Raw genomic sequence first — 22567 nt, forward strand, 5'->3', positions numbered from 1 at the left:
CCCCCAGGTCATCCGTTCGACAGGGGGGAACAGTCATGCCGGGCCCGGAGGCCAGCGGCCCTCTTGCAGGACCGCGAAGAACATAACGGGGGAGGGCGGCGCCGCGGGCAGGATGGTGTCGAAGTCGTAGCGGCTCTTCTGCGCAACCCGACACGATGCCAGGTCCACCTGGTGCAGGAGTTCGAGACGCTCCAGCCCGTCGGCTTCGAAGGTGTCGAAGGCCCAGCTGGTGAGTGCCTCCAGAGCGCGGGGGGCCACTCCCCGCCCGCGAGCGTGCGCCGCGGTCCAGTAGCCCACCTCGGCTGCCGGTTTGCCGCAGGTGACCTCCTTGAGGACCACGTTGCCCACCAACTGTTCGTGAGCTGAATTGGGTTGTGCCTCAAGGACGGCGAAGCCGAACCGGTCCCGTGCTGCCCAGCCCCGCTGCTGGGCCTGCACCCACAGTGCCCCGTCAGTATCGTTGTCCACGACAGAGCTCGCCCACCGGCGCAATGCGGGATCCCGGCTCACCTCGACCAATGCGGCAACGTCCTCAATGCGCCAGGGGCGGAGAACAAGAGCGGGAGAGGTCAGCGTAGCGGCCACCTGAAGTACGACGGGCGCACTCATCAACCGATCATATGCGGCGGCGTTTTCACCCGACGCCGGCCGCGTCCGGCCCATGCCGCCTTGCGGCCCCGTTCATTGCTGTGTCCGGACGCGCAGAGCCTGGACGGACCAGTCGAACACTGGAGCCAGACTCTCCGGGGCTGGCCAGCCGTTGACCACTGCGAGCAGCTGTAGGTACCGCTCCCTGCGGGGATCGTTCACGCTCTCCAGCCGAGTTGCCAGCCGACGGCGAAGCTCGACGTCGTCGGGGCGGCCCAGGAGGTGCGCGTAGTGCGCCGTGAACGCCGCGACGATCAAATCGGCCTGGGGCGAGGCCGGGTCGATGCCGGCGGTCAGGGCCGGGCCGGCCTGGTCACGGACGGCTGCGGCGATGTCGCGGCGCGGGCCCATCATGTCGCCTCGGGCCTGCTCGGCTGCCTGGTCCTCGGCCATCCGCCGCACGACGGCGCGGAAATCCGGGTCCAGGGACATTTCGGCCAACTCTGCCCACGCCTGGACCTGCTCCGCCTCCGGGTTGTCGGGCAACTCGGGGGTCATCGAGCGCATGACCCCCGCGAATGCGGGGGCGTCAAGACCGCCGAAGACGGCGTCGAGGAAATCGCCGATCAGACGTCGGCGTTCGTCCTCGGAAAGCTGGGCCAGCCGGTGCATGAGTTCCGTCTCCTCAGGTGTGGACCCGCGCTCGGCCACCGCCGTCAGCACCGCGCGCCGCACGCGCAGGACGCGGATCTGCACTGCCAGTGCTTCGGCATGCGCCGCGGCGACCTCGGGAAGCGAGAGCTCGCGGTCCACGACCTTGCGGATCGTGGGAAGATCCAATCCCAGCTCGCGCAGGGTCCGCACGAGGTCCAGGCGTGCGACGGCGTCGATGTTGTACAGGCGGTAGCCGGCCGGGCTGCGGTCCGTCGGCGCCACGATTCCGCGATCAGAGTAGAACCGAATGGTCTTGACTGTGAGACCGGTCCGTCGAGCGAGCTCGCCGATCGAGTAGAGCGTGTCGCCGTCCATGTCCCCATCTTTGTGTCTCCCCCTACTGGAGACTCAAGTCCCTTCGCCCGCCAGCAGGCAACCACGCCACATCCACAAGTCCTGACAATTCCTCGCGGCCGACAAGCACGGACGCTTATGGACAGTCGAAGCAGGTGAGAGGCATGCCAGCCCCAAGCCGAGCGCCCACCCAAGTTGCTTCGGGACGAAGAGGTCGTGGGTTCAAATCCCGCCACCCCGACGGCTAAGTAGCAGGCCAGAGGGCCCTCACCGACTCGGTGAGGGCCCTCTGGCGTTGCTGCGTGTCTAACTGCGTGACTACGGCCAGGAACCGGTCTGCTAATGCCAGCGCGCTGGGGCCATCACAACGTCTGTCATCCCTCGGAGTGGAGGCTTACTCCCAGAGCCGAACCGCGTAATAGACCGCCTGCAAAGTGCGTGCCCCCACGGTGCAGACGTCACGCAGCCTCTTGACGTTTCGGATGAGGTGGACCGCCTTGATCCCCTTCTTGGACAAGAGCACACCCCTCACTCCCTGTGGTCGATGTGGTTGGTGAGCAGGGTTTCAGCAGCGCCGTACCAACGGAATGGCTGCGCACCATCCCGCCAGAGAAGGGCGGCACGGTCACCTACCTCATCGGCGCTGACGAGGCGGGGAACCTTGCGTGTCGGCCACCCCGGGTAGACGGCTACACCTCGTGCGGCTATCCAGTCGATCCTGGCCTGGTCTGGGTCGATGATGAACAAATCACCGTATCCGGCAGGCAGAGAGAGCCTGTCAACGACCAACACAGACCAACGGCTCCCTCCAGGGGGCTCCTGGAGGGACACCTCGACGGCCTGAGGACCCGTGTGGCTGAAGAGGAACGCTTGCGCAAGGCCCACCTCCCGCCTGCCGCCTTCCTCGCACGAGACCCACGGGATCGGATCGCCAGGCGGGTCAGGATCCCACTCGTCCGGCCACCCGTACCTCCCGTACCCGTAACGGCTGGACCAGGAAGGTGGGGCTCCGTTCTGCGTGGGTTACTCAGCGAGGCGCGCGGCAAGGACGTCCGCGAGCCGGTCGGCGAGGGCCGGGTGGGTGGCGACCTTCTCGGCGAGCAGGGCGATCCGCTCGTTGGTGATGCCGCCGAAGGGGAGGCCCTTGGTCTGGTCGGCGGCGCGCTCGGCGTCGGCGGCTCCGTCGCGGATGACCTGGTACAGGTCCCGGCGCGGCTCCAGCGTCTCGTTCTGGAACGCGGCGAGGGCGAGGATGTCAGGAAGCCCCGGACCGACGATGTCGGTGACCAGGTAGCGGTGCCGCGACAGAAAGGACCCGCAGGGGCGGCGCTGCTGGTGGCGCCGGCCTCGTTCGTCGCGCTCGTCGAGGGCGTCCGGCATAGACGATCACGACGGGGCGAGTGTCGGCTGAGCGAAACTCCATGTGATCAACACATAGCGTGGCGGCTCTTCTCGGACGAGACGAGGAGAGCCGCCGGCTTCACATGTCGCGGGACAAATGGATTTCCCCCGTCAGGGGCGATCAGAAGGCATGCAGGTACACCCGGGCCTGGCCTGCGTCCAAGTTCTCGATGTAGATCTCGATCCAAGCAACGTTGCGCCGCCGGCTGTCCTCCACGCATGGCGGGCAGACTCCCGCCCAGAGCGCGCCTTTCAGGGTTTCCGGCTCTGCGAGGCCGAGGTGTCTGAAGAGCTCGGATTTCGGGGAGGGGTTACTTTTCCACGGCGCCGGCGGCTCTTCAGAACGCAGATCCTTCGCGACCTGCGCTGCGGTGGTTCTGTCGGTGCGGAAAGTGAGAATGTACTGATTCTCCCGTGGGTTGACCTGTACAGCTCCCTTCACCTCTGTCGCGCCCTCGGGGACTTGGACCTTCATGAACGCGGTCGCCTCGATGGCGCCTGCTCCCTTCTCCCAGTAGGAGTAGGAGTCGCGAGTGGCGCGGCCTGGGCCCGCAGTGGAGCAGGAGGCGAGGAGCAGCGCGGAGACCAGTGCCGCGAATAGGGTCCTGTAAGCCTTGTGCGGTGCGTTCACCGGTTCTCCTCGTCGCCCCGCGAGACGTCCCCGCGGGTGCCCTCACGGCCCGGGTCAGCAGGTTGCACCGCAGGGGCTGTGTCGCTGTTCAAGTCATGGGTGAATGTTGAGCTACCGCCGCGCATGTCGAACTCCTGGGCGATCCCGACAGTGTGGAGATGTCCCATGTCGGCGTCCTCGATGACGATTCCTCCTGGGAACGGCGTGGACTTCCCCTTGTCCCAGTTGTAGCGGTCCCACACGTTGACCTGGTATTCGAGCGAGATCTCGGGCTTGCCGCCCTCGCCGGGCCTGACCGTGACCATGCCCGAGATGTTCTGTTGATGCGACCCCACGGCGTGGTACCAGTCGGTTTCTTGTGTGAATGTGCCACCGTATTGCTTGCTTTCCACCGGAATGGTGACTGGCTTGTCACCTCCCGCCTTCTCGAATTCGGCGAGAGCTTCCTTGCGCCACTTCTCCTGGTTGTGGGCGATGTGAACGTTTTCGATGTCGGACCGAAACGCGGGGTCGTCATGCAGCATCCGGTTCACATCGAGGTCCAGGGTTTCACCAGTTCCACGCAGGTAGTGGAGCATGTTACGGGATGCCCCGGTTTCTCCGATGACATCGCCTGCTGTCGCGATACCAAGGGCCCATGCGTGGAACTTCACGTCTCTTGGCGTGGGGTCTTCCACACCGAAGGGACCAGAACCGGGGTCGGGCGACCTCCATTGGTACGTGGGATCCATGATCCCCGCTGCCCGTAGCTCGTCACCGCGCTCCCGCAGCAGGATGCCGCGGGTGACGGGATCGAGGTCGTTCCACCACTCCGCGACCTTCTCCCTGTCTTTGGGCATGTTGGCGGCCTTGCCTGCCTCCTCCAGGGATGGGTAGGGGCTTTCCGCGGCGTTCCTGTTGAAACCGTTGATCGTGCCGTCGAGGAAGTCGGAGTCGAGAACGGCTGCTTGGAGGGCGACCCGTATGCCGTCGTCGGCGTCGTTGACAGCCTTGACCGCCTGGTCGAGGCGCTGGGCCCACTCCTCCGCCTTCGCGCGTGCGCTCTCCTGGTAGCTCGGGTCATGCACGTATGCGGTGCGCGCGCTCTGGCTGAGCTGCGCGGTATCGAAGGCGACGACGCCTTGATCGGAGACGCGCATGCCGTCCTTGACGGCATCGGCGCGCACGGCCTTGATCCTGCCTCGGAGATCAGTGAGCTGAGTGTGGGCGTCGCGCAGGATGGATGCGACGGCCTTCGCCTCCTTCTGCGCCCCTTGGAACTCCTTGAGCGTCACGTTGAACCTGTCGTTCGCCGCGTGGGCGCTCAGCCCCTGCCAGGACTCGCCGAGGGAGACGCCGTGGACATCTTGCTTGTACTGCTCCTCGAGCTTCTTGAACTTGCCCGCGAGCTCGTCCCACTTGTCAGCGGCATCAGAGAGCTTGGACAGGTCGGTGCTCATCACTTCGTGGTAGGTCGGCACGCATTCCCCCGGTGGCCGGTCGATCGATTGGTCAGTAGCGGTCTATCCGGGACTGCCGAGCCAGCTGCGTCGCGATGTCGACGTCGTTGTTCCGGAAGTCGACGGCTGTCGTGCTCAGGAGGCCCTTCTCCGTCGCCAAGCGGTCAAGCAGTGTCTTGACCTGCTTCTCCCACATCGCATGCGCCTTCTTCAGGGCGCCTGACGTGTCCCAGCCGTGACCGTCCCTGGCTCCGAACTCCTTGACTGCCACGTTCACGCTCTCAGTGGCGTGCTTCCCGCCTCTCGTGACTCCGGGCTCGAGGTCCCTGTTGATCGCCTCCGCCGCTGCCTTCTTCTTCGCCGGGCTGGAAGCGAGATCCGGGGCACTCCCACCGCCGCCCCCTGACGGGGCGAGCTGGTTCAGTTGCATCTCGGCAGCATGGCGAGTAGATACGTCGGACTTGATCTGCTCCCACTCTTCCCAGGTCATGCCAGTCTCCCTCGGTAGCGTTGATCGCTCAATACGTAACTTACGGAACGGGATTCACAAGGCAAACCTAGGTCCCGGCCACCGGATGCCCAGCGGCGTGACCGATTCGCTACCGCTCCGGCGGACGTTGGGCCTTATGGCGGTGTCTGCCGCATCGATTGACGGACGGGGCAGGCGGCTTAGCCTCGAAGTTTCGTGACGGTCCGCCGACGGAGTCGGTGGACCGTTTTCGTGCCGTGGGGTGAGGCTGTGCAGGCCGAAGACCCGAGTGTCGCCTCGGGATGGCGCCGGATTCCACTGCTCCGGGTGTTGAGGTGCTGTCGAAGGGACGGGGAACGCTGGTCAGCCAGGGTCGGGCAGGTGGGTGAGCCGATCGAGGGCTGCGGTGATGTGACCGGTCCAGGGCCAGTGCCGGGCCAGGCGGAGGATCCGCCGGCGGCCGGTGGTCACGAGCTGTCCGGCCGCGGTGAACAGGCGGAGCCGCAGGCGGCGGGGCTCCCAGAGCCTGGCCTTGCCGGTCAGCGCGAGCATCGGCATCCAGGCCAGCAGGTCGAGCGCGATCTGCACGATCTCCAGCCAGATCCGGTTCTGGGCCGTGCGGTGCAGGGGCAGGTTGCGCAGGCCGGTGGACCGGGCGGCGCGGATGCGGTCCTCGGCCCGGGCCCGCAGGCGGTGACGGAGTTCGAGCTCGGCGATCGGCCGGCCCACGGTGTTGGTGGCGAAACAGGTCAGCCGCATGCCGTCCGCGTCCGTGAGCCTCAACTGGGTCCCGGGGTGGGGCCGTTCCTTTCTGACGATCAGCCGCATGCCTTTGGGCCAGCCGTCCAGGACGTCGCCGGTGAGTTCGGCGACCCAGGCGCCGTCGCGGATTTCGCCGTCCGCCTCGACGGCCGTCGTCCAGGCCGATGCGGGAACCTTCAGCACATGCTGGTGGATCGCCTCGGTGATCACCATGCCGACCGAGTAGGACAGCCACCGCCCCCGCTGAGCGAGCCAGGCGACGAAGTCGTGGGTGCCGCCCGCGGAGTCGGTGCGGATCAGGGTCCGGCGCCCGCGCCGGTATTTCTTCGGCAGCTTGGCCAGGGCCAGTCGGGCGGCGGTGATGTGGTCGGCCGCCGTGTTCGATCCCGCGTTGCCTGCTCTGAGCAGGGCCGCGACCGGTTCACCGGTGCCGCCCGGTCCGTGGTCGACGAATCCCATCAGCGGGTGGTGGCCGTAGGTTCGCTTCCAGGTGGGTGCGGCGTCCTCCTTGTCGGAGTGCGCGATCACCAGCACCCCGTCGAGGTCCACGATCACCGTCCCGCCCGCATCAGGCGCTTCCCGGTCGGCCAACCGCCAGACATGTCGGCGGACTTCAGCCCGCGCGGCACGGATGGCCCCGCAGGGCCTTCTCCCCGGAGGCTGCGAGGGTGTCGATGAGGCGGGAGACCGTCGGGTCGGAGGCCACCGGTCCGAACACGGCCGGCTCGGCCCGCAGCATGGCGACATCCGCGAGGCAGTCCCCGCCCAGCGCGACCGCCAGGGCCACGTCCAGCACGATCTTGCCCGGATCGTGCACCGCCCGAGTCTTCCGCCACGGCGTCAGCGCCGCTGATATCGCGGTGTCCAAACCGGTCTTGCGGACGGTCTCGACCAGCAGCACGCCCCCGGCCTGCGAGACCACCGCCCGGCCGCCGCCCTCGATGCGGACACGCGGGTACGACCCGATACGCTTCTTCACCTGGAGAGTGCTTCTTCCCGTGCAGCCAACAGGACCCTAGACAAGTCCCATCGTTGCAGGTCAGGAGCACTCTCCGCTTATTTGATCAAGCATCGGACACCCCACCTCGTGAAAGCGCGAGGTTAGGCTCCGCCGGTGACGACAGCGAACCGCTTCCAGATGACCTTCGATGGCCTCGCGTACGCCCTCAGCGTGGACGGACGGGACCTGAGCGAGTACGTCGCCGCGGTCCAGGTGGACGCAAGCACGAGAGAACTGGCGCCTAACGACACCGACGCGGAGTATCTCGCGTCAGCCGCCTGGCCCGGAAGTCGTGGCCGTCGCCGGACGCCTTGCCCAGGTCATGGTCACAAACGAGCTGAGAGAGCTCGCTGCACTGCACGATCCCGAGCCGAGAGCATGAGCCGACCACTCGCCGCCGTCCTGAGTGACAGGATTGAGTGTCCAACTGCGTGACAACGCCGACGTACAGTGGCGGACAAGCTCGGACACCTGCGGACCATCGCAGCAGGTGAGAGGCGCACCGACCGCTCGAGCGCCCACCTGAGTTGCTTCGGGACGAAGCGGTCTCGTCGGCAAGGAATGCGGGGAGGGGGGCGGTGCTCCGGCATGCACTACAGTCCCGAGGCGGACCCGGGGGCCTTTCAGATCCCGCCCCCCCTTAGACCGCGGAGCTTCACGGTTCTCTGACCGGTCTCAGTGAGCACCCTTACCCTAAAGGCGACTACTGACATCCGTGCAAGGCGCTGCCTCAACGGCAGCGTTGACGGCAACGACGGCGGACGGCAGCGGCAGCCCGGCACGGTGGCGACATGCCCTGGTGGCACCGGGCCACCGGGCGTGCCCGCATCTTCTACTCGTGGTCCTGACGTCTCCCGGAGGTTGCTCCGCCGCAGCCGACCACCGTGGGTCCCGGAAAACGTGACCATCACGGCCAGGTCCGGCGTATCAGGGGAGGAGCCTGCCCGATTCACGGGCCACCGTAAGGAGCCATGATCTCTCGCCCCATGGCAGCCCCAGCCCAGAGTCTCGGAGCCGACCTCTCGCCATCGTCGGTTGGTCCTAGTAGCTGAGCGCGGCGAGCCAGTTGTCTCGGCCCTGGCGAGTGAGGTCGAGGATGTGCCATACCGGACTGAGCAGGTCGATGCCTCGCTGGTCGATGTCGTCGGACATCCGGGGGTGCACCGAGTAGAAGTGGCGTACCGACCCATTGTCGTCGCGGGTGAACACTGACACCGTCGAGTCCTGGTTGCCTTCGGCGTCCTCGCTGCCCAGGTCGTATTTGAAGGTACTGGATCCGGCGCTGAGCAGACGCAGATTCGTCCACTTCCGGTTTCGGGCGTGCGCGCGGAGCGCTGGCGTGTCGGCCGCGGCGACGATCGCCAGGTCGACGTTCTGCGCGACGTGGTGGGCTACTCCGTTGAACCCATCGAGCCACATCGTGCACATGGGGCACGGCTCGGTCTGCTTCTTGCCATACATGAGGTGGTAGACGATCAAATCACGCCCGGGCCGAGTGAACAGTTCACCCAGGCGCACGGTCTGCGCCGGCGCGTCACCGGCCTGCAGATCAGCGGGGCCCTCCTCGAACACGTAGTCATCGACGACAGGGCCCAGCGGCAACCGGCGACGCAGGTCGGCGACGCGTTCACGATGGCGCATCAGCTCGATCTCGGCATGCCGCAGCTCCTCGCGGGCGCTGACGTATTCGGCCGACTCCTCAGTGAGATTGGTTTGGCGCATCGCTACCCCCGGCCTAGCTGCTGTCTGGTTGCCACCATCTGCTCTGGCGCACCATCGTGTGCCTGCGCACAGGGCTCGCCAGGCAGCGAAACGACGAGGACCTGGTCAGTGCACTCCTATGGATCAACCAAGATCCACTGGTCATGCCCCAACGGGCGAGTGCGGTACAGCAGCGGAGTACAGCCCCCGTAGCGACCGCAGCCGACCGGCAACGTCTCCAGGACCACGACTGACCAGCCGAGCGGACCCAGCGACCGTCCCGCCGGGTAGTTGCCATCGAGAGGGTCAGCCCGGGCCACAGACGTCCAGAAGGAACGGGGACTCACGGGGGAACGGCGGCTGCGAACGGGGCTCCCCGTCGTCGCCCGCACGTGGAGATCGACAGGCACGGTACCCAGCCGCGGCGAGCTGCGCTGCTCCGCTCAGAACCCGGGCGTGAAGCCGGCGGGCTGGTCGAGGTGGAACGCAGAGCCCAGAGCCGCCGGAGTCCACCCCCCGCGCAGGGCGAGCCGAATGGCCGCAGCAACGCCGGATGGCAATACGGGCTCGGCCTCACGACCGATCCAGTTGCTCGGATGCGGTTGGTTGGTGGTGACCAGGAGAGTTGTCCCTGGGGTGTCCGCACGTTCGACCGCGAACGTGCACGGCGACCAGGCCAAGCCCTGGAAATACGTCGGCCTGCCGCGCAGTCTCCAGCGGTAGGCCGTGCCGTCGACAACGATCCGTCGCGATCCCTTGCGGACCAGTGCCATGGCTCCCCCTTCGGCACCGAGGATGCCAGTGCTCTGACCGCCCAGGTCCGCCGGGTTGGCTGCGTCGGTGCTCGGACCGGCTGGATTCAGTGGGGGAACAATGTGAGCGGTGGCGGAGCCGATCAAACTAGGCTCCCAGCATGTCTGGTCCGACGTTGGTGATCGAGTTGGCGGAGCCGCTCTCCCCGGCTGCGCTGCGGGAGTTCCGCGCGCTGATGGTGGGGCTCTCCTCCCACTTCGACGAGAAGCGGCCCGGGTTCTTCGACGTCAACGTGCCCGCAGAGCGACTGGGCGTCGAGGACACGCGAGAGGAGGACTGGCGAAAGCCGTTCCCGCTTCCACTCCTCGGCAACACCTCCGCGGACGAGGAGCTCACGGCTCTGGTGGGATTCAATCCGCAGCGTGAGGACTGGCGTCGGCCCTTCCTGGTCTACCTGATGGGGCCGGGTGTCGGCGACGAGAGCATCTTCGAGGCTGAGCACGCGGACGAGCCCGAGGTGGAGGCCATCCTCGGCTTCAGGCCGACCCATGCCGTCAATGTCAGCGCCGGCTGCAATCGCGAGATCGACCACGTGGCCACGGCCCTGCTGACCGCCGCTGTCATGGACGTCATCGGGGGCGTGGCCAATGCGGAGCTGCTGGACGGACAGGCGTCGGTCGTCGCCGGTCTTCCGGGGGTGTTGGGGATCGCGGACGACGACTGGATGGCGCTGGGAACGGCGGAGTTCCTGCGGGCCTGGGTCGGGCACCCCGCCTTCCGGCTGGTCAAGTAGCCCAGGTAGATCCGCGGCGGACGTGGTGCTGCGACCGGGAAGTTTGCCGGGTTGCCTGATCATGCGGCGAGAGCGGGTAGGCCACCCCAGCGATGCCCTTCTCACTGCGGATGCGCGCCCGTTCGCGACGTTGTGCGACCAGGACGTCGGGGTGGCGGGCGTTGGCGTTGTGCCGGCGCAAGTATGCGTGCAGTGCGCCGGTCTGGCCCGAGTGGTTCGGGTGGTTGGAGTTCGCCAGGGTGAACTCCCGCAGCCCACGCCTTCGCGTGCTCTGTCCACTCCTGGGGGTACCGAGCTCCCACTCCAGGAAGAGCAGGGCGAAGGGCAGCCTCGGCCATGTGGTGATCTCCCCGGAGGCCTGCCTGCCCCACAGGGCTGCAGGAGGACAGCGACTTGCGGCCTCGTCGTAAGCCTTTTGGGCTGCTGCCCGGTCGCGCGCCTTGAATGGCAGCCATAGTGCTCCTCCCGGCGACCATCGCGGTCGCGGCACCGGCCGGGAGAAAAGTAGCGGCACCCGCCAGGAGAAAAATCGGCTGCGCCGACTGGCGGGCCCGCCCAGACTGGGCGGGCCCGTTCCCGTCCCCGCGAACCGAAGGAACACTTCCGCGTGCAGGCCGCCGTCACCGTCACTCCCGCCCAGGTTCCCGAACTGCTGCTCGGGCTCGCCACCGTGCGGCCCGTCTTCCTGTGGGGAGCGCCCGGGATCGGGAAGTCGTCGCTCGTGCGGAGGTTCGCCGAATCGCTCGGGCTGGAGTGCGTGAGTCTGCTCGGGACGCAGTTGGCGCCCGAGGACCTGATCGGGGTGCCGCAGATCCGTGACGGGCGGTCCGTGTTCTGCCCGCCCGAGGCCATCGCCCGCGACGAGCCGTACTGTCTCTTCCTCGACGAGCTCAACGCCGCGTCCCCCGACGTCCAGAAGGCCTTCTACTCGCTGATCCTGGACCGGCGCATCGGGTCCTACGAGCTGCCCGCCGGCTCGATCGTCATCGGCGCGGGGAACCGTGCCACCGACAACGCCCTCGCGCGGCCCATCGCTTCGGCGCTGGTGAACCGCCTCACCCATGTGCATCTCCAGGCGTCGTCGGCGGACTGGCTGGTATGGGCGGGCGAACACGGCATCCACCCCTGGGTGACGGACTACCTCACCGACCGCCCCGACCACCTCTGGTCGCAGCCGCCCAAGACCGAGGAGCCGTTCTCCACGCCCCGCTCCTGGCACATGCTCTCCGACGCCCTGCACTCCTTCGGTCCGGGCATCGACGAGGACACCCTCAAGGTCGTCGTCCACGGCACCCTCACGCCCGCACACGCCGTCTCCTTCTGCGGCTACGCCAAGATCGTGCGCCACACCTTCGGCATCGAGGCGATCCTCAAGGGCGACGCCTCCTGGCCGAACCGCCTTCAGGACCGGGACCTGCTCTACTACCTGGCCGAGGCGTTCCGGGGGCGGCTGGTGAAGGAGCTGCCGCGGCAGAAGGAACACGTGTCGCCGTCGATGCGGCAGACCGCCTACCGGGCCAAGTCGCTGCTCGTGCAGCTCGCCGAGATCTCCGTCGAGGTCGCGCAGACCGTCATCGCGGACGACACCGACGGGCAGCCGGTGCTGCCCTCCTGGTTCCTCGTCGAGGCCGCCCGCGACATGCCGCGGCTGGTGGAGGCCCGGCGATGAAGAAGGGAGCCGCGGGGCAGCAGGGCGGCAAGCCCGACCCGGCCACCGAGGCGTTCGCCGCCGGGCTCGCCATGGTCAAGCGGAACCCGGCCTTCGCCGCCGTCGAGGCCGAGTTCTGCCGGAGGGCCAAGTGCGCCGCCACGCCTGCCGGGGGACTTGCGGCCGTGGACTCCAACGGCGTCGTCCACGTCCACCCCACCCGGCGTGCCGAACCGGACGACTGGGCCTGGACCCTCGCGCACTGCCTGCTGCACCTCGGGTTCGGGCACGTGCCCGCGGCCAAGGACACACGGCGTGCACAGCCCGACCGCTTCGAGCGGGCCGCACGCTGCATGGTGGTCAACCGCTTCCTGCTCACCTTCCCGGTGGGCCGCCCTCCCGGCCACCTCCCCGAGACGTATCCGGGCGGCGACGAGGCGATGCTCGCCGCCCGCTGGCGCCGCGACGGCATCCCCGCCGCCTACGAGCGGTGCGGCACCGCGGGCGAGCACCCCGACCAGGTCCTGGTGCCCTGGCAGATGTGGAACACCGCCCCGCCCGACTGGGAGACCTCCTTCGCCCACGCGCTCACCCGCAGTGTCTCCGCCGCCATGGACGTGGCGGGCGGCCGTCGCGACCGCGTCACCGGCGAGCGCGTGCCCCAGCGGCCCTGGGACCGGGCCCTGAACTGGTTCGTCTCCTCGTACCCCCTGCTCGGCGGCCTGGCGGCCGGCCTCACGGTCGTCGCCGACGCCGAACTCGCCCGCACGCAGGACATCTCCATCGCCGCCGTCAGCTCCGTCGCGGGCGAGATCTACATCAATCCGCTGCGCACCTTCACCGACGAGGAGTGGCGCTTCATCCTGGCGCACGAGATGCTGCACGCCGCCCTGCGCCACGGCGAACGCCGCGGCGCCCGCGACCCGGTGCTCTTCAACGTCGCCGCCGACTTCGTCGTCAACGGCTGGCTGGTCCAGATGCGTGTCGGCGAGATGCCCGAGGGCCTGCTGTACGACCCCGACCTCAAGGACCTGTCGGTGGAGGAGGTCTACGACCGCATCGCCACCGACCTGCGCCGCCGTCGCCGACTGGCGACCCTGCGTGGCAAGGGCGCCGGCGACATCCTCGGCGAGCCGCTGCCGCACCCGGACGCCCGCCCCTACGCCGACCTGGACGACTTCTACCGGCGCGGCCTGGTGCAGGGCTTCGACCTGCACCAATACGGCGAGCGCGGTCTGCTGCCCGCAGGTCTCATCCAGGAGATCCGCGCCCTGGCCCACCCTCCCGTGCCGTGGGACGCGCGACTGGCCCGCTGGTTCGACGAGTACGTGCCCCGGCCCGAGCCCGTACGGTCCTATGCCCGCCCGGCCCGCCGGCAGGCGTCCACCCCCGACATCCCGCGCGCCGGACGGTACTTCCCGTCCGAGGAGACGCCCCGCTGCACCTTCGGTGTCGTCCTCGACACGTCCGGCTCGATGAACAGCGCCCTGCTCGGCAAGGCTCTCGGCGCGATCGCCTCGTACGCCGAGGCCCGTGACGTCCCGGCCGCCCGCGTCGTCTTCTGCGACGCGGCGGCCTACGACGCCGGGTACGTTCCCCCGGCGGAGATCGCCGGCCGGGTACGGGTCCGCGGGCGCGGCGGGACGGTGCTCCAGCCGGGCATCGACCTGATCCACCGTGCCGACGACTTCCCGGCGAACGCCCCGGTCCTGGTCATCACCGACGGATGGTGCGACACGCTGCGCATCCGCCGCGAGCACGCCTTCCTGATCCCGCAGGGCGCGTCACTGCCGTTCACGCCCCGCGGCCCGGTCTTCCGGCTGACGTGACGCGGGCGGCCTGTCCGTTCGGTTCAACGCGGGCGCCTCACCACACGGCCGCCACGAGCCGGAGGCGCAGCTGAGGGCGAAGGCGGACGTGTGGCCGCCCTGTTCGGCGAGCAGGCCGGCGGCCAGGGCCGCCACGCCCTGTCGGCCCGGACTCCTGTCTCTGCCCCCAGCCGCAAAGCAGCAGTCAGGCTTCGTCCCTCGCTACGGGACCATCGGGTCCGCAGCGTCCATCTGGTGCCTGGCTCTCCGCGTGGAGGAGGGGTCCCTGGAGGCAAACATGACCGTGCCGGCTCTCAAGCTGAGGAGGTTGACTCAGGCATCGCCCGGGGGAAGGCCTGTCGGTAGTCGCTCGGCGATACCCCGATCTGTTTGAGGAAGTGGTGGCGGAGGTTGTTGGCCGTGCCGAGGCCGCTCAGCTCCGCGACCTTCTCGACCGGGAGGTCTGTCGATTCCAGCAGTGTCTGGGCCCGTCCCAGGCGCTGGTTGAGGAGCCACTGAAGTGGAGTTGTCCCGGTGGTTGCCTGGAGCCGCCGGTAGAACGTCCGCGTGCTCATCGCGGCCCGCAGCGCCAAGTCCTCGACCGTCAGCGGTTGGTCCAGATGGGCCCGGGCCCAGTCGAGTACGGGACCCAGTCCCTTGTCGTCCCTGGTAGGCACGGACAGATCGATGAACTGCGCCTGGCCACCGGGCCGGTGAGCGGGCACCACCATCCGGCGGGCCAGCTGGTTGGCGACGTGCGCACCGAGGTCGCGACGCACCAGATGCAGGCAGAGGTCGAGGCCGGCAGTCAGCCCGGCGCTGGTGAGCACATCGCCGTCGTCCACGTACAGCACTGACTCGTCGACTTGCACCTTCGGGTAGCGCTCGGCCAGTTGAGCGGTGTGCATCCAGTGGGCTGTGGCGCGCCGTCCGTCGAGCAGCCCCGCCTCGGCGAGCGCGAAGGCGCCGGTACACAAGGAGACCATGCGGGCACCTGCGTCGTAGGCGCGGCGCAGGGCCGTGATCAGCGCCTGCGGCAGCGGTCTGCCCTCGTCAACGCAGGGGTCGGGCACCGAGGGCACGATGACCGTGTCGGCGTCGGCAAGGTCGTCGAGTCCGTAGGGGGACCGCAGAGCGAGCCCCGTGTCGGTCGGCGCACCGTCCTGTGCCCGCGCTCCGGTCCCGCACAGCCGCAGGTCGTACCAGGGGTTGGCCAGATCAGGCTGCGGCTTCCCGAAGACCGTGCAAGGGATGCTCAACTCGTACAGGTCCCAAGAGGGAACCCCGATCTCCTCGGTCACGACCACGGCGACGGAACCAGCACTCATGTCCCGAAGGGTATGGCAGGAATTTGGTGCAGGCCGTCACCGGTGTCACTGTTCCCGTTCGCCGCACGCTGCGAGTGTGGTCCGTAAGTGATCACCCCTACCTGCGGATGTACGAGGAGTTGTGTGATGAACGCTGATCGCCGGGCCGTGACTGTCGTCGGACTGGGCTCGATGGGCTCGGCGCTGGCCGCCGCGCTGCTGGACCGGGGCCACCCGACCACCGTGTGGAACCGCTCGCCGCACAAGGCCCAGCCGCTGGTCGACCGGGGAGCCCGCCTGGCCGCGACGGCCGAGGAGGCGATCGCGGCGAGCCCGCTCACCATCGCCTGCGTACTGGACTACCAGGCGCTGCACACCGTCCTCGCCCCCGTCGCCGACGCCCTGGCGGGCAAGACCCTGGTCAACCTCACCTCCGGCTCCCCGGAGCAGGCACACGAGGCCGTCGCGTGGGCCCAGTCCCATGGCGTTGACTACCTCGACGGCGCCATCATGACCACCCCGCCGGGCGTCGGCACCCCCGAGATGATGTTCCTGTACAGCGGTTCGTACGCCGTCTTCGAAGCCCACCGTCCCATCCTGGCGGCCCTGGGCGACCCCCTGCATTTGGGCACCGACGCCGGCCTGGCCTCTCTCTACGATGCCGCTTTGCTCGGCCTGATGTGGTCCACCATGACCGGCTGGCTGCACGGCACCGCGCTGGTCGGCGCGGAGAAGACACCGGCCACGGCCTTCACCCCCATCGCGATCCGCTGGCTGACCGCCGTGACGGGTTTCCTGACCACGTACGCGCCCCAGGTGGACGCCGGCCGCTACCCGGGCGACGACGCCACCGTCGACGTGCAGATAGCGGCCATCGACCATCTCATCCACGCCGCGGTGTCCCGGGGCATCGACAACACCCTGCCCGAGCTCCTGAAGGCGGCCATGGTGCGGGCAAAGGCAGCAGGCCACGGCTCCGACAGCTACGCAAGTGTGATCGAGGTCCTGAGGACCCGGGAGGGCGACAAGTGACCGCGACGCCAACAACCAACGCTCGCCCTACGTCGGACCCGATGTCTCCCGCTACCGCCGAGCCATGGCCGGACCTGCCTCCGTCAGCCGGTCCTCCACCAGATCGACCGGGCACACCTCGGCGGCCGGCCACGAGATCAGCTGTTCCTCATCCGCCCGCGGGGACGTCCGAAACCGCCGGAAGCGCCCCCGCGGCCAGTGGCTCGTCACGCAGCCTTGGCCGGGTAATCGACTGGCTGCTCTTGGAGTCAACGCAGCAGGGCACGGCGGAGCGTCACGCCGTGGCGTGTGCGGCTACTTCGGGCGGGACGCCGCGGCAAGCGTTGGTGACCAGGCCTGCGAGGGCCATCCCCCAGGTCCACCGAACAGGCAATCCGACAAACTCAAGGACGGTGACCACCACACCCGCTCCGAGTGGCATCCCGCTATTGCCGCCTATATTGCCGCCTACATCCGGCGGCGCAATGCCCGTGCCGAACCGAGGTCGAACTTCGCGCCCAACTCATCCGTTCCTGGCCCGATCACCGGGCCAGGGCTGCGTGACGAGCCACTGGTTTGCGGCTGGAGTCAGAGAGAGGAGTCCGGGGCCCTGTCCGGTGATCAGGCCCGTGCCCGGCAACGCCATGGCCTCCCCTGCGCGCGAGCGGAGCGACGCATTTCGCGAGGGCGAAGGCTACGATGAGATGCGGGCCACCGCCATGCCGACCAGCGCGATGACGGCCGCATCCCGTTCCCCAACTCCTTGGCGAGCGCGCTGACACCAGTGTTGGCAGTGCTCCCGGACCGTGCCATGCGTCCGACGCGTGCCGCGCCCGGGCGTCAGGCCCGGGCGGCGGCGAACGGGACGAAGGTGCTCCAGGAGGTGGGGGAGAGGGCGAGTCGGGGGCCCTCGGTGTCCTTGGAGTCGCGGACGTGGACGGTGTCGGGGCAGGTGGCGACCTCGACGCAGGAGTCGCCGTCGCCGCCGCTATAGCTGGACTTGTGCCAGGAGAGGGCGACTTCGACGCAAGAGTCGCCGGAGCTGCCGCTGTAGCTGCTCTTGAACCAGGCCAGTTCTGTGGTGCTCATACCGCTCCTCGCATCTGCCGCAACAGGCTCAGGGAGTCCTCCAGGGTAAGAGCCTGTGACCGCATCCTGGCATACCGCATCTGGAGCATGCTGACCACTTTCGGGTCGGAGATGAACTGGCCGCTCTCCTGCCCTTCGCAGTAGCCCAACCACCGGTTCTCCGGCGTTTCGAGAAGCTGCATGGGACCGTCCATCCCGGCATGGTTCTCCCGCACCACCGGCATGATCTGCACCTCGATGTTGCGCAGTTCGGCGAGGCCCAGGATGTGGTCGATGAGCTCCAGCGTGACCTGCCTCCCGCCCGCACGCCGCAGAAGCAGATGCTCCTCCAGAATGAAGCTGTACGCCGTGTTGGGTCGGTCCCGCAGCAACCGCTGGCGGTCCGTCCGTGCGGCCAGCCGCGACTCGATCTGCTCGTCCCCCAACGGCGGAAGCCGGTCGGCGAACAGCGTTCTCGCGTACGCTTCCGTCTGTAACAGCCCCGGAATCAACCGGCACTCGTACGTGTAGAGGCTCACCGCCTCCGCCTCCAGGCTCGCCCACTGCCGGAACCAGCTCGCCAGTCCCGGCCGCCTGGACAGATGCCGTGCCGCGCCCCTGATCGTGCCGAACGCGTCCAGCACCTCTTCCGCCCGGTCGACGAAGGCCGCCGGGGGGAATCGCCTGCCCTGTTCGATCGAGGCGACCGTGGGCAGCGAGTACCGCACCCGTGGCGCGAACTCCTCCTGCGTCAGGCGCGCCCGCTTCCGGAAGGCCTTGACCACCTCCCCGAAGGACTTCAGGCTGTCCGAGACCTCCGGCTCCCCGCCCGAACCGCTGCCTGTCGTCTCCGCCGTCATCTACGGCCACCTCCCGCGCGTACCTGTGCTGAGCAACCCCGCAACACGCCCATGGTCACGGGCAGTTACCCGTACTGTCCACCGCGGGTACCCGTACGCTGACTCAGCGTACGGGCTGCTGATCTGGGGCAATGCGGCCGCAGCCCACCACGGTGGGCCTATGCGACCACCCATGAGCGAGCAACTGCCGGTCACCGTACGTTCGTTCGCCCAGTGCTTCAGCTCCACCGCGCTCGGCGCACGCCTCGCCCGTCATCTGGCTGTCCATCAACTGCACGCCTGAAGTTTTCCGCACGGCAGCGGCGCGTCCGACACCGCCGCGCTGATCGTCGCCGAACTGGCCGCGAACGCCGTGACACACGGGCGCGTGCCGGGCCGGGACTTCGAACTGAGGCTCACCCGCTTGCCCGGCACCCTGCGTATCGAGGTCTCGGACACGCGGGGTGAGCGGCGGCCGCCCGTTCCGGGCGGGCTGGCCGCGCCGGCGGCCGTCGCGGACGGAGGGCGGGGGCTGCTGCTGGTGGAGAGCCTGGCCGACCGGTGGGCGGTCCTCGACCGGGTGCCCGTCGGGAAGACCGTCCGGGCCGAGCTGGACCTGCCACCGCACTGACCCCGTTCCCCGCCCATCAGGCCTCAGGTGGGGCGGCAGAGCAGCGGCTTCGCCAGTTCGGCGCAGGGGCGGTGGCCCTGGGCGCGGAGGATGTCCTTGCCGACCTCGTTCGCCAGGTAGCGCAGGAACCCGGCGGCGATCGAGTCGGCGGGCGGCTCCCCGTAGGTGTAGGCGAACTCGGTCTGCCAGTACGGATACGCGCCGTCGTCGGCGCCCTCCAGCGTGGCCGCGTAGCCGTCGATCCGTACCCGCTGGAGGTCGTCGCGGGTGAGGGTGGCGCCGACCTCGCTGTGGCCGAGCGCGCCTCGGGTCGCGGCCACGGTGTCCAGGAGGGTTCCGGTGTCGCCGACCTCGCAGCGGCCCGGCGTGCTCCCGTCCAGGGCCGCACAGTCGCCCTGCGTGACCTCCATCAGCTCCTTGCCGCCGAGGACCTGCTGGACGAGCGTGGAGCGGGTGCCGGAGCCGGGGTTGCGGCTGACGAGCTGGACGGGCAGGTCGTTGCCGCCCACCTGGAGCCAGTTGGTGATCTTTCCCGTGTAGATCTCCCTGACCTGCTTCAGGGACAGGTCCTGGACTCCGGCCTTCTTGTCGACGACCAGCGTGAACAGGGACAACGCCACGGGCCTGGGCAGCAGTTGGGGACGGCGGACGCTCTTGGCCCCGTCGGTGAACGCCAGCCGGTCGGGCAGGCCCGTGCTGCGCTGCTGCCCCATCTTCCTGCCCGCAGCGGCGAGCGCGTCGAGTCCGGCGACGCTGCCCTTGAACGAGTTCTCGGTGATGGGGATACGCGCGTCGGGACACGTCTTCTCGTACTGCTTCGCGGCCTCGCGGACCACAGGGGCGAACGCGGTGGAGCCCGAGAGGACCAGCGTCCCCTTGGCGCAGTCCAGCGGTGCGGCCCGGACCTCGTCCCTGGTGAACGTGGTCAGGGACTGGGCGGCGGCCACGAGGACCAGCAGGGCGATGAACATCATCACCGGCTTCGAGGCGAGTACATGGCTCGCGGTCTTCCGGATCGACCCGCCGTGCACGCCGCCCTTGATACCGGCGACGACCACGGGATCGGGGAACTCAGGAGCGGTGAACTCCGCTTCGCGTTCCAGGACCGTCAGCACCTTGTAGTGGGTGCCGCGGTTCAGGGCGACCTTCGGGAGGGTGATGCGGCCGTCGATCACCTCCAGGCCGGGGGCCGCCTCGGCGGGGGCTCCCTCGCGGGGCGTGTTCACGAACGAGCGGCGCAGGTAGTCGTGGCTCATCTCGGTCACGACCATGCCGACGACGCGGCGGCCGGGGAAGCGGACCTCGATGCCGACGTCGGTGGAGCCCTGGGAGACGTAGTCGTCGGAGTCGATCAGGGTCCAGCCGCTGTTCTCGATGCGCAGCAGCGCGAACGAGGGGTCGCGCAGCGAGGCGTCGTCCCGCTGCATCTGCCGCAGCACTCCGGCGTGCGGGGCCTCGGCGGCGTCCGGTGCGGTGGTGTCCATCTGGATCCGGTAGCCGAGCCGCTTGCGGCCGACGAGCGCGAACTCCCAGGCGGCGGCGGCCAAGGGGATGGCCAGACCGAGGATGGCGATCGTCGACTCCCAGGGAAAACCGTCCACCGCCGACTCCCGTGCTGACCGAATACAGATGTGCGCCAAAATTACGAGCGCGTCAGCGGGAGCTACGACGGCTGCCACGAGTGTTAGGACGGCATTCACCGGTCCGTCGCCAGGGGCGGTGGGTGTTCACGCGGCGTTGGCGGTACGCGGGGTGGCGGGCAGATCAACGCTGTGGCCGACGCCGGGCTCTCACCGGCACATCTGGACTTCCACTGCCTGGCCGACGCGAGGGACCGTAGGCGTACACATCCGCCGTCCCCGGCGCCTCGTACACCACCGGGACGGTTCTCAGGGGTCGGTGGCGGCCGCTGAGCCGGGCCTGAATAGGGTCACCGTTCGTGACGAAGATCAATCTCGCCCGAACGGCGACCACGACAGCAGCCGCCCTCGCCCTCCTCGGCGCCACTGCGCCGGTGCCCGCGCTCGCGGACGGCGGCACGTCCGCTCCGGCGGTGACGACCGCTGCCCTCTTCAACGACCCCACCAGCCCCGACCCCGCACGGAGGGACGCGATACCCAACCACCTCGCCCGGCTCATCGACGGCGCGGTGCCAGGGTCCGACATCAAGATCTCCACGTACGTGTTCGGCTCCAAAGTGGTGGTGGAGCGGCTCAACGCGGCGCACCTGCGCGGCGTGAACGTCCAAGTTCTCCTGGACAGTGCGACCCGCCGGCACTGGGAGGGCGGTCCGATGTACGACCTGCTCGCCGCCGGGCTCGCGAACAAGCCGGCCGGCTCGGGAGACTCCTGGGTGAGGCTGTGCGCCGACAAGCAGGCGTGCCTGGCGAAGGACCCGAACCCGGCGGACGGCTGGCCCAGCGTCAACCACAACAAGTTCTACCTGTTCTCCCGGACCACGGGCAGCGCCACCGCCACCGTGCCGGTGGACAACGTGGTCGTGCAGTCCTCCGCGAACATGACCACCTGGGACCGGCAGAAGTCCTGGAACGACGCCCTGACGGTGGCCGACAACCCGGTCCTGTACGGTGCCTACGCCGCCTACTTCGGGCGTCAGGTCGAGGCGCAGGCGGACCCGTCCAAGCAGGTCTCCGACGTGCTGATGGACACCCAGGCAGGCCGGGCCAAGGCCTATTTCTTCCCCCGGGCGACCACGGACGTCATCGTCAACATCCTCAGCACGGTGGACAACCCGGTTGACGGGAAGCCGGCCTGCCACGGCAACGACCCCGGCTACGGCACCACCGACGGGCGCACGGTGATCCGCGTCGCGATGCACGGGATCACCCGTCCGGAGGTCGCGCAGAAGCTGTGGGAGCTGGACGACGCGGGCTGCTACGTGGACATCGTGTACCGCGACCTCGACGCGTCGGGGACCGCGGTGGAGGAGATCCTCAACACGCCCACCCGGTACGGCGGCGTCGCCCTGCACAAGCTGGACGACGCGGCGGGCGGCACGCACACCGCCACCCACACCAAGTACCTGCTCGTCGAGGGCACCTACAAGGGCTTGAAGAACCAGAAGATCGTGTTCACCGGCAGCCACACCTACACCAAGTCGGCCCTGGTCGGTAACGACGAGGCGCTCTTGAAGTGGGACGACTCCACGGACTCTGGGCACCCCACCGCCTCGGTGTACGACGCCTACCGGGACAACTTCCGCACCCAGCGCGCGGTCTCGGACGCGCAGAACACGCAGCCGTAGCCGTAGCCGTGACGGGCGGGCGCACGACGTCGTTGAAGGTGGTGGTCAAGCGAAGGCCACGGGGACCTCGGGGGATCCATCTCCCCCGGGTCTCGTGCTTCCGGGAGGCCCGGCCTCCCGCACTTCCGGCGGCGCCTCGTGTGCTTCCGCCGGGGGCATGCGCGGGCCGATCACCTTGTACAGGCGGGCGTGGACGCACGGCCGAGGGCTCGGTGGCGCTGTTCCACCACGCGGTGACATGGCTGCGCCAGGGAGGACGACCTCGTCCGCCCGTCCCATGCCAGGGACCTGGCCGACTGCTCCATGATCAAAGAAACGGCCTAGAAGACTGCTGAAAATCTTTTGCGTTCTGGCCCCGGCTCGGTGGAGTTGGGGCCAGTCTTGTAGGCATGCAGGGGGAATGGGCCGGGGAGATGGTCGGGCCGGATGTGTGGGAGACGTGCCG

17 protein-coding genes and 3 pseudogenes are annotated in these 22567 nt (G+C 68.6%); 6 read left to right on the forward strand and 14 right to left on the reverse strand.

The window, feature by feature from the left end; translation table 11 throughout:
- Positions 1–33: 33 nt before the first annotated feature.
- From ACH5AF_RS34790 to ACH5AF_RS34830, 9 genes and pseudogenes are all read right to left on the reverse strand, one after another.
- The gene (locus ACH5AF_RS34790) at positions 34–609 is read right to left on the reverse strand and encodes a GNAT family N-acetyltransferase (RefSeq protein ID WP_398907492.1); all 576 of its coding nucleotides are present in this window, start codon (positions 607–609) and stop codon (positions 34–36) included.
- Between the two features lie 72 nt (positions 610–681).
- A complete protein-coding gene (locus ACH5AF_RS34795; protein ID WP_398907494.1) occupies positions 682–1617 on the reverse strand; it encodes a MerR family transcriptional regulator in 936 nt (311 codons plus the stop codon).
- Positions 1618–2619: 1002 nt separating this feature from the next.
- Entirely contained in the window at positions 2620–2976 is a 357-nt protein-coding gene (locus ACH5AF_RS34800) for a hypothetical protein (protein ID WP_398907496.1), read from the reverse strand.
- Between the two features lie 142 nt (positions 2977–3118).
- The gene (locus tag ACH5AF_RS34805) at positions 3119–3628 is read right to left on the reverse strand and encodes a hypothetical protein (protein ID WP_398907498.1); all 510 of its coding nucleotides are present in this window, start codon (positions 3626–3628) and stop codon (positions 3119–3121) included.
- Positions 3625–5067, reverse strand: coding sequence for a hypothetical protein (locus tag ACH5AF_RS34810; RefSeq protein WP_398907500.1), 1443 nt, complete (start codon positions 5065–5067; stop codon positions 3625–3627). Before ACH5AF_RS34810 ends, ACH5AF_RS34805 begins: the two co-directional genes overlap by 4 nt.
- A 52-nt stretch (positions 5068–5119) precedes the next feature.
- Entirely contained in the window at positions 5120–5557 is a 438-nt protein-coding gene (locus tag ACH5AF_RS34815; protein WP_398907501.1) for a hypothetical protein, read from the reverse strand.
- Between the two features lie 342 nt (positions 5558–5899).
- A pseudogene (locus ACH5AF_RS34820) lies at positions 5900–7277 on the reverse strand (IS1380 family transposase).
- A gap of 1062 nt (positions 7278–8339) precedes the next feature.
- On the reverse strand, positions 8340–9020 hold the full coding sequence (locus ACH5AF_RS34825) for a DUF899 family protein (protein WP_398907503.1): 681 nt from the start codon (positions 9018–9020) through the stop codon (positions 8340–8342).
- 422 nt (positions 9021–9442) lie between these two features.
- Positions 9443–9772, reverse strand: coding sequence for a hypothetical protein (locus ACH5AF_RS34830; protein WP_398907504.1), 330 nt, complete (start codon positions 9770–9772; stop codon positions 9443–9445).
- A 140-nt stretch (positions 9773–9912) separates the two neighbouring features.
- Between ACH5AF_RS34830 and ACH5AF_RS34835 the strand changes: the two genes are divergently transcribed.
- The gene (locus ACH5AF_RS34835; RefSeq protein ID WP_398907506.1) at positions 9913–10545 is read left to right on the forward strand and encodes a DUF6368 family protein; all 633 of its coding nucleotides are present in this window, start codon (positions 9913–9915) and stop codon (positions 10543–10545) included.
- 59 nt (positions 10546–10604) lie between these two features.
- On the opposite strand, the pseudogene ACH5AF_RS34840 reads toward ACH5AF_RS34835, so the two are convergent.
- A pseudogene (locus ACH5AF_RS34840) lies at positions 10605–10798 on the reverse strand (IS630 family transposase); the annotation flags it as partial.
- Between the two features lie 354 nt (positions 10799–11152).
- On the opposite strand from ACH5AF_RS34840, the gene ACH5AF_RS34845 reads away from it, so the two are divergent.
- Together ACH5AF_RS34845 and ACH5AF_RS34850 are read left to right on the forward strand one after the other, a co-directional pair.
- Positions 11153–12214: an ATP-binding protein gene (locus tag ACH5AF_RS34845; RefSeq protein WP_215176528.1), complete on the forward strand. Its 1062-nt coding sequence runs from the start codon at positions 11153–11155 to the stop codon at positions 12212–12214.
- The gene (locus ACH5AF_RS34850) at positions 12211–14022 is read left to right on the forward strand and encodes a hypothetical protein (protein ID WP_398907508.1); all 1812 of its coding nucleotides are present in this window, start codon (positions 12211–12213) and stop codon (positions 14020–14022) included. Before ACH5AF_RS34845 ends, ACH5AF_RS34850 begins: the two co-directional genes overlap by 4 nt.
- A 293-nt stretch (positions 14023–14315) precedes the next feature.
- Here ACH5AF_RS34850 and ACH5AF_RS34855 read toward each other — a convergent pair whose 3' ends face one another.
- Positions 14316–15329 (reverse strand): GlxA family transcriptional regulator, encoded by a 1014-nt coding sequence (locus ACH5AF_RS34855; RefSeq protein WP_398907510.1) that lies wholly within the window; start codon positions 15327–15329, stop codon positions 14316–14318.
- A 126-nt stretch (positions 15330–15455) separates the two neighbouring features.
- Between ACH5AF_RS34855 and ACH5AF_RS34860 the strand changes: the two genes are divergently transcribed.
- On the forward strand, positions 15456–16340 hold the full coding sequence (locus ACH5AF_RS34860) for an NAD(P)-dependent oxidoreductase (protein WP_398907511.1): 885 nt from the start codon (positions 15456–15458) through the stop codon (positions 16338–16340).
- A gap of 819 nt (positions 16341–17159) precedes the next feature.
- Here ACH5AF_RS34860 and ACH5AF_RS34865 read toward each other — a convergent pair.
- Both ACH5AF_RS34865 and ACH5AF_RS34870 read right to left on the reverse strand, forming a co-directional pair.
- A complete protein-coding gene (locus ACH5AF_RS34865) occupies positions 17160–17408 on the reverse strand; it encodes a DUF397 domain-containing protein (protein ID WP_398907513.1) in 249 nt (82 codons plus the stop codon).
- Positions 17405–18247, reverse strand: a complete 843-nt coding sequence (locus ACH5AF_RS34870; protein ID WP_398907515.1) for a Scr1 family TA system antitoxin-like transcriptional regulator — start codon at positions 18245–18247, stop codon at positions 17405–17407. Before ACH5AF_RS34870 ends, ACH5AF_RS34865 begins: the two co-directional genes overlap by 4 nt.
- 160 nt (positions 18248–18407) lie before the next feature.
- On the opposite strand from ACH5AF_RS34870, the pseudogene ACH5AF_RS34875 reads away from it, so the two are divergent.
- Positions 18408–18857 (forward strand): annotated as a pseudogene (locus tag ACH5AF_RS34875) (ATP-binding protein).
- Between the two features lie 23 nt (positions 18858–18880).
- On the opposite strand, the gene ACH5AF_RS34880 reads toward ACH5AF_RS34875, so the two are convergent.
- A complete protein-coding gene (locus ACH5AF_RS34880) occupies positions 18881–20458 on the reverse strand; it encodes a substrate-binding domain-containing protein (RefSeq protein ID WP_398907516.1) in 1578 nt (525 codons plus the stop codon).
- Positions 20459–20796: 338 nt separating this feature from the next.
- Between ACH5AF_RS34880 and ACH5AF_RS34885 the strand changes: the two genes are divergently transcribed.
- Entirely contained in the window at positions 20797–22122 is a 1326-nt protein-coding gene (locus tag ACH5AF_RS34885) for a phospholipase D-like domain-containing protein (protein WP_398907518.1), read from the forward strand.
- The last annotated feature ends 445 nt before the right edge of the window (positions 22123–22567 follow it).

Source organism: Streptomyces sp. NPDC018833 (assembly GCF_044390825.1).
Classification (GTDB): Bacteria; Actinomycetota; Actinomycetes; order Streptomycetales; family Streptomycetaceae; genus Streptomyces.

What these genes read in the sequence shown, in the direction of transcription:
- ACH5AF_RS34790 (WP_398907492.1), bottom strand. Translation starts at nt 609, where the DNA reads ATGAGTGCGCCCGTCGTACTTCAGGTGGCCGCTACGCTGACCTCTCCC.
- ACH5AF_RS34795 (WP_398907494.1), bottom strand. Translation starts at nt 1,617, where the DNA reads ATGGACGGCGACACGCTCTACTCGATCGGCGAGCTCGCTCGACGGACC.
- ACH5AF_RS34800 (WP_398907496.1), bottom strand. Translation starts at nt 2,976, where the DNA reads ATGCCGGACGCCCTCGACGAGCGCGACGAACGAGGCCGGCGCCACCAG.
- ACH5AF_RS34810 (WP_398907500.1), bottom strand. Translation starts at nt 5,067, where the DNA reads ATGAGCACCGACCTGTCCAAGCTCTCTGATGCCGCTGACAAGTGGGAC.
- ACH5AF_RS34815 (WP_398907501.1), bottom strand. Translation starts at nt 5,557, where the DNA reads ATGACCTGGGAAGAGTGGGAGCAGATCAAGTCCGACGTATCTACTCGC.
- ACH5AF_RS34825 (WP_398907503.1), bottom strand. Translation starts at nt 9,020, where the DNA reads ATGCGCCAAACCAATCTCACTGAGGAGTCGGCCGAATACGTCAGCGCC.
- ACH5AF_RS34830 (WP_398907504.1), bottom strand. Translation starts at nt 9,772, where the DNA reads ATGGCACTGGTCCGCAAGGGATCGCGACGGATCGTTGTCGACGGCACG.
- ACH5AF_RS34835 (WP_398907506.1), top strand. Translation starts at nt 9,913, where the DNA reads ATGTCTGGTCCGACGTTGGTGATCGAGTTGGCGGAGCCGCTCTCCCCG.
- ACH5AF_RS34850 (WP_398907508.1), top strand. Translation starts at nt 12,211, where the DNA reads ATGAAGAAGGGAGCCGCGGGGCAGCAGGGCGGCAAGCCCGACCCGGCC.
- ACH5AF_RS34855 (WP_398907510.1), bottom strand. Translation starts at nt 15,329, where the DNA reads ATGAGTGCTGGTTCCGTCGCCGTGGTCGTGACCGAGGAGATCGGGGTT.
- ACH5AF_RS34860 (WP_398907511.1), top strand. Translation starts at nt 15,456, where the DNA reads ATGAACGCTGATCGCCGGGCCGTGACTGTCGTCGGACTGGGCTCGATG.
- ACH5AF_RS34865 (WP_398907513.1), bottom strand. Translation starts at nt 17,408, where the DNA reads ATGAGCACCACAGAACTGGCCTGGTTCAAGAGCAGCTACAGCGGCAGC.
- ACH5AF_RS34870 (WP_398907515.1), bottom strand. Translation starts at nt 18,247, where the DNA reads ATGACGGCGGAGACGACAGGCAGCGGTTCGGGCGGGGAGCCGGAGGTC.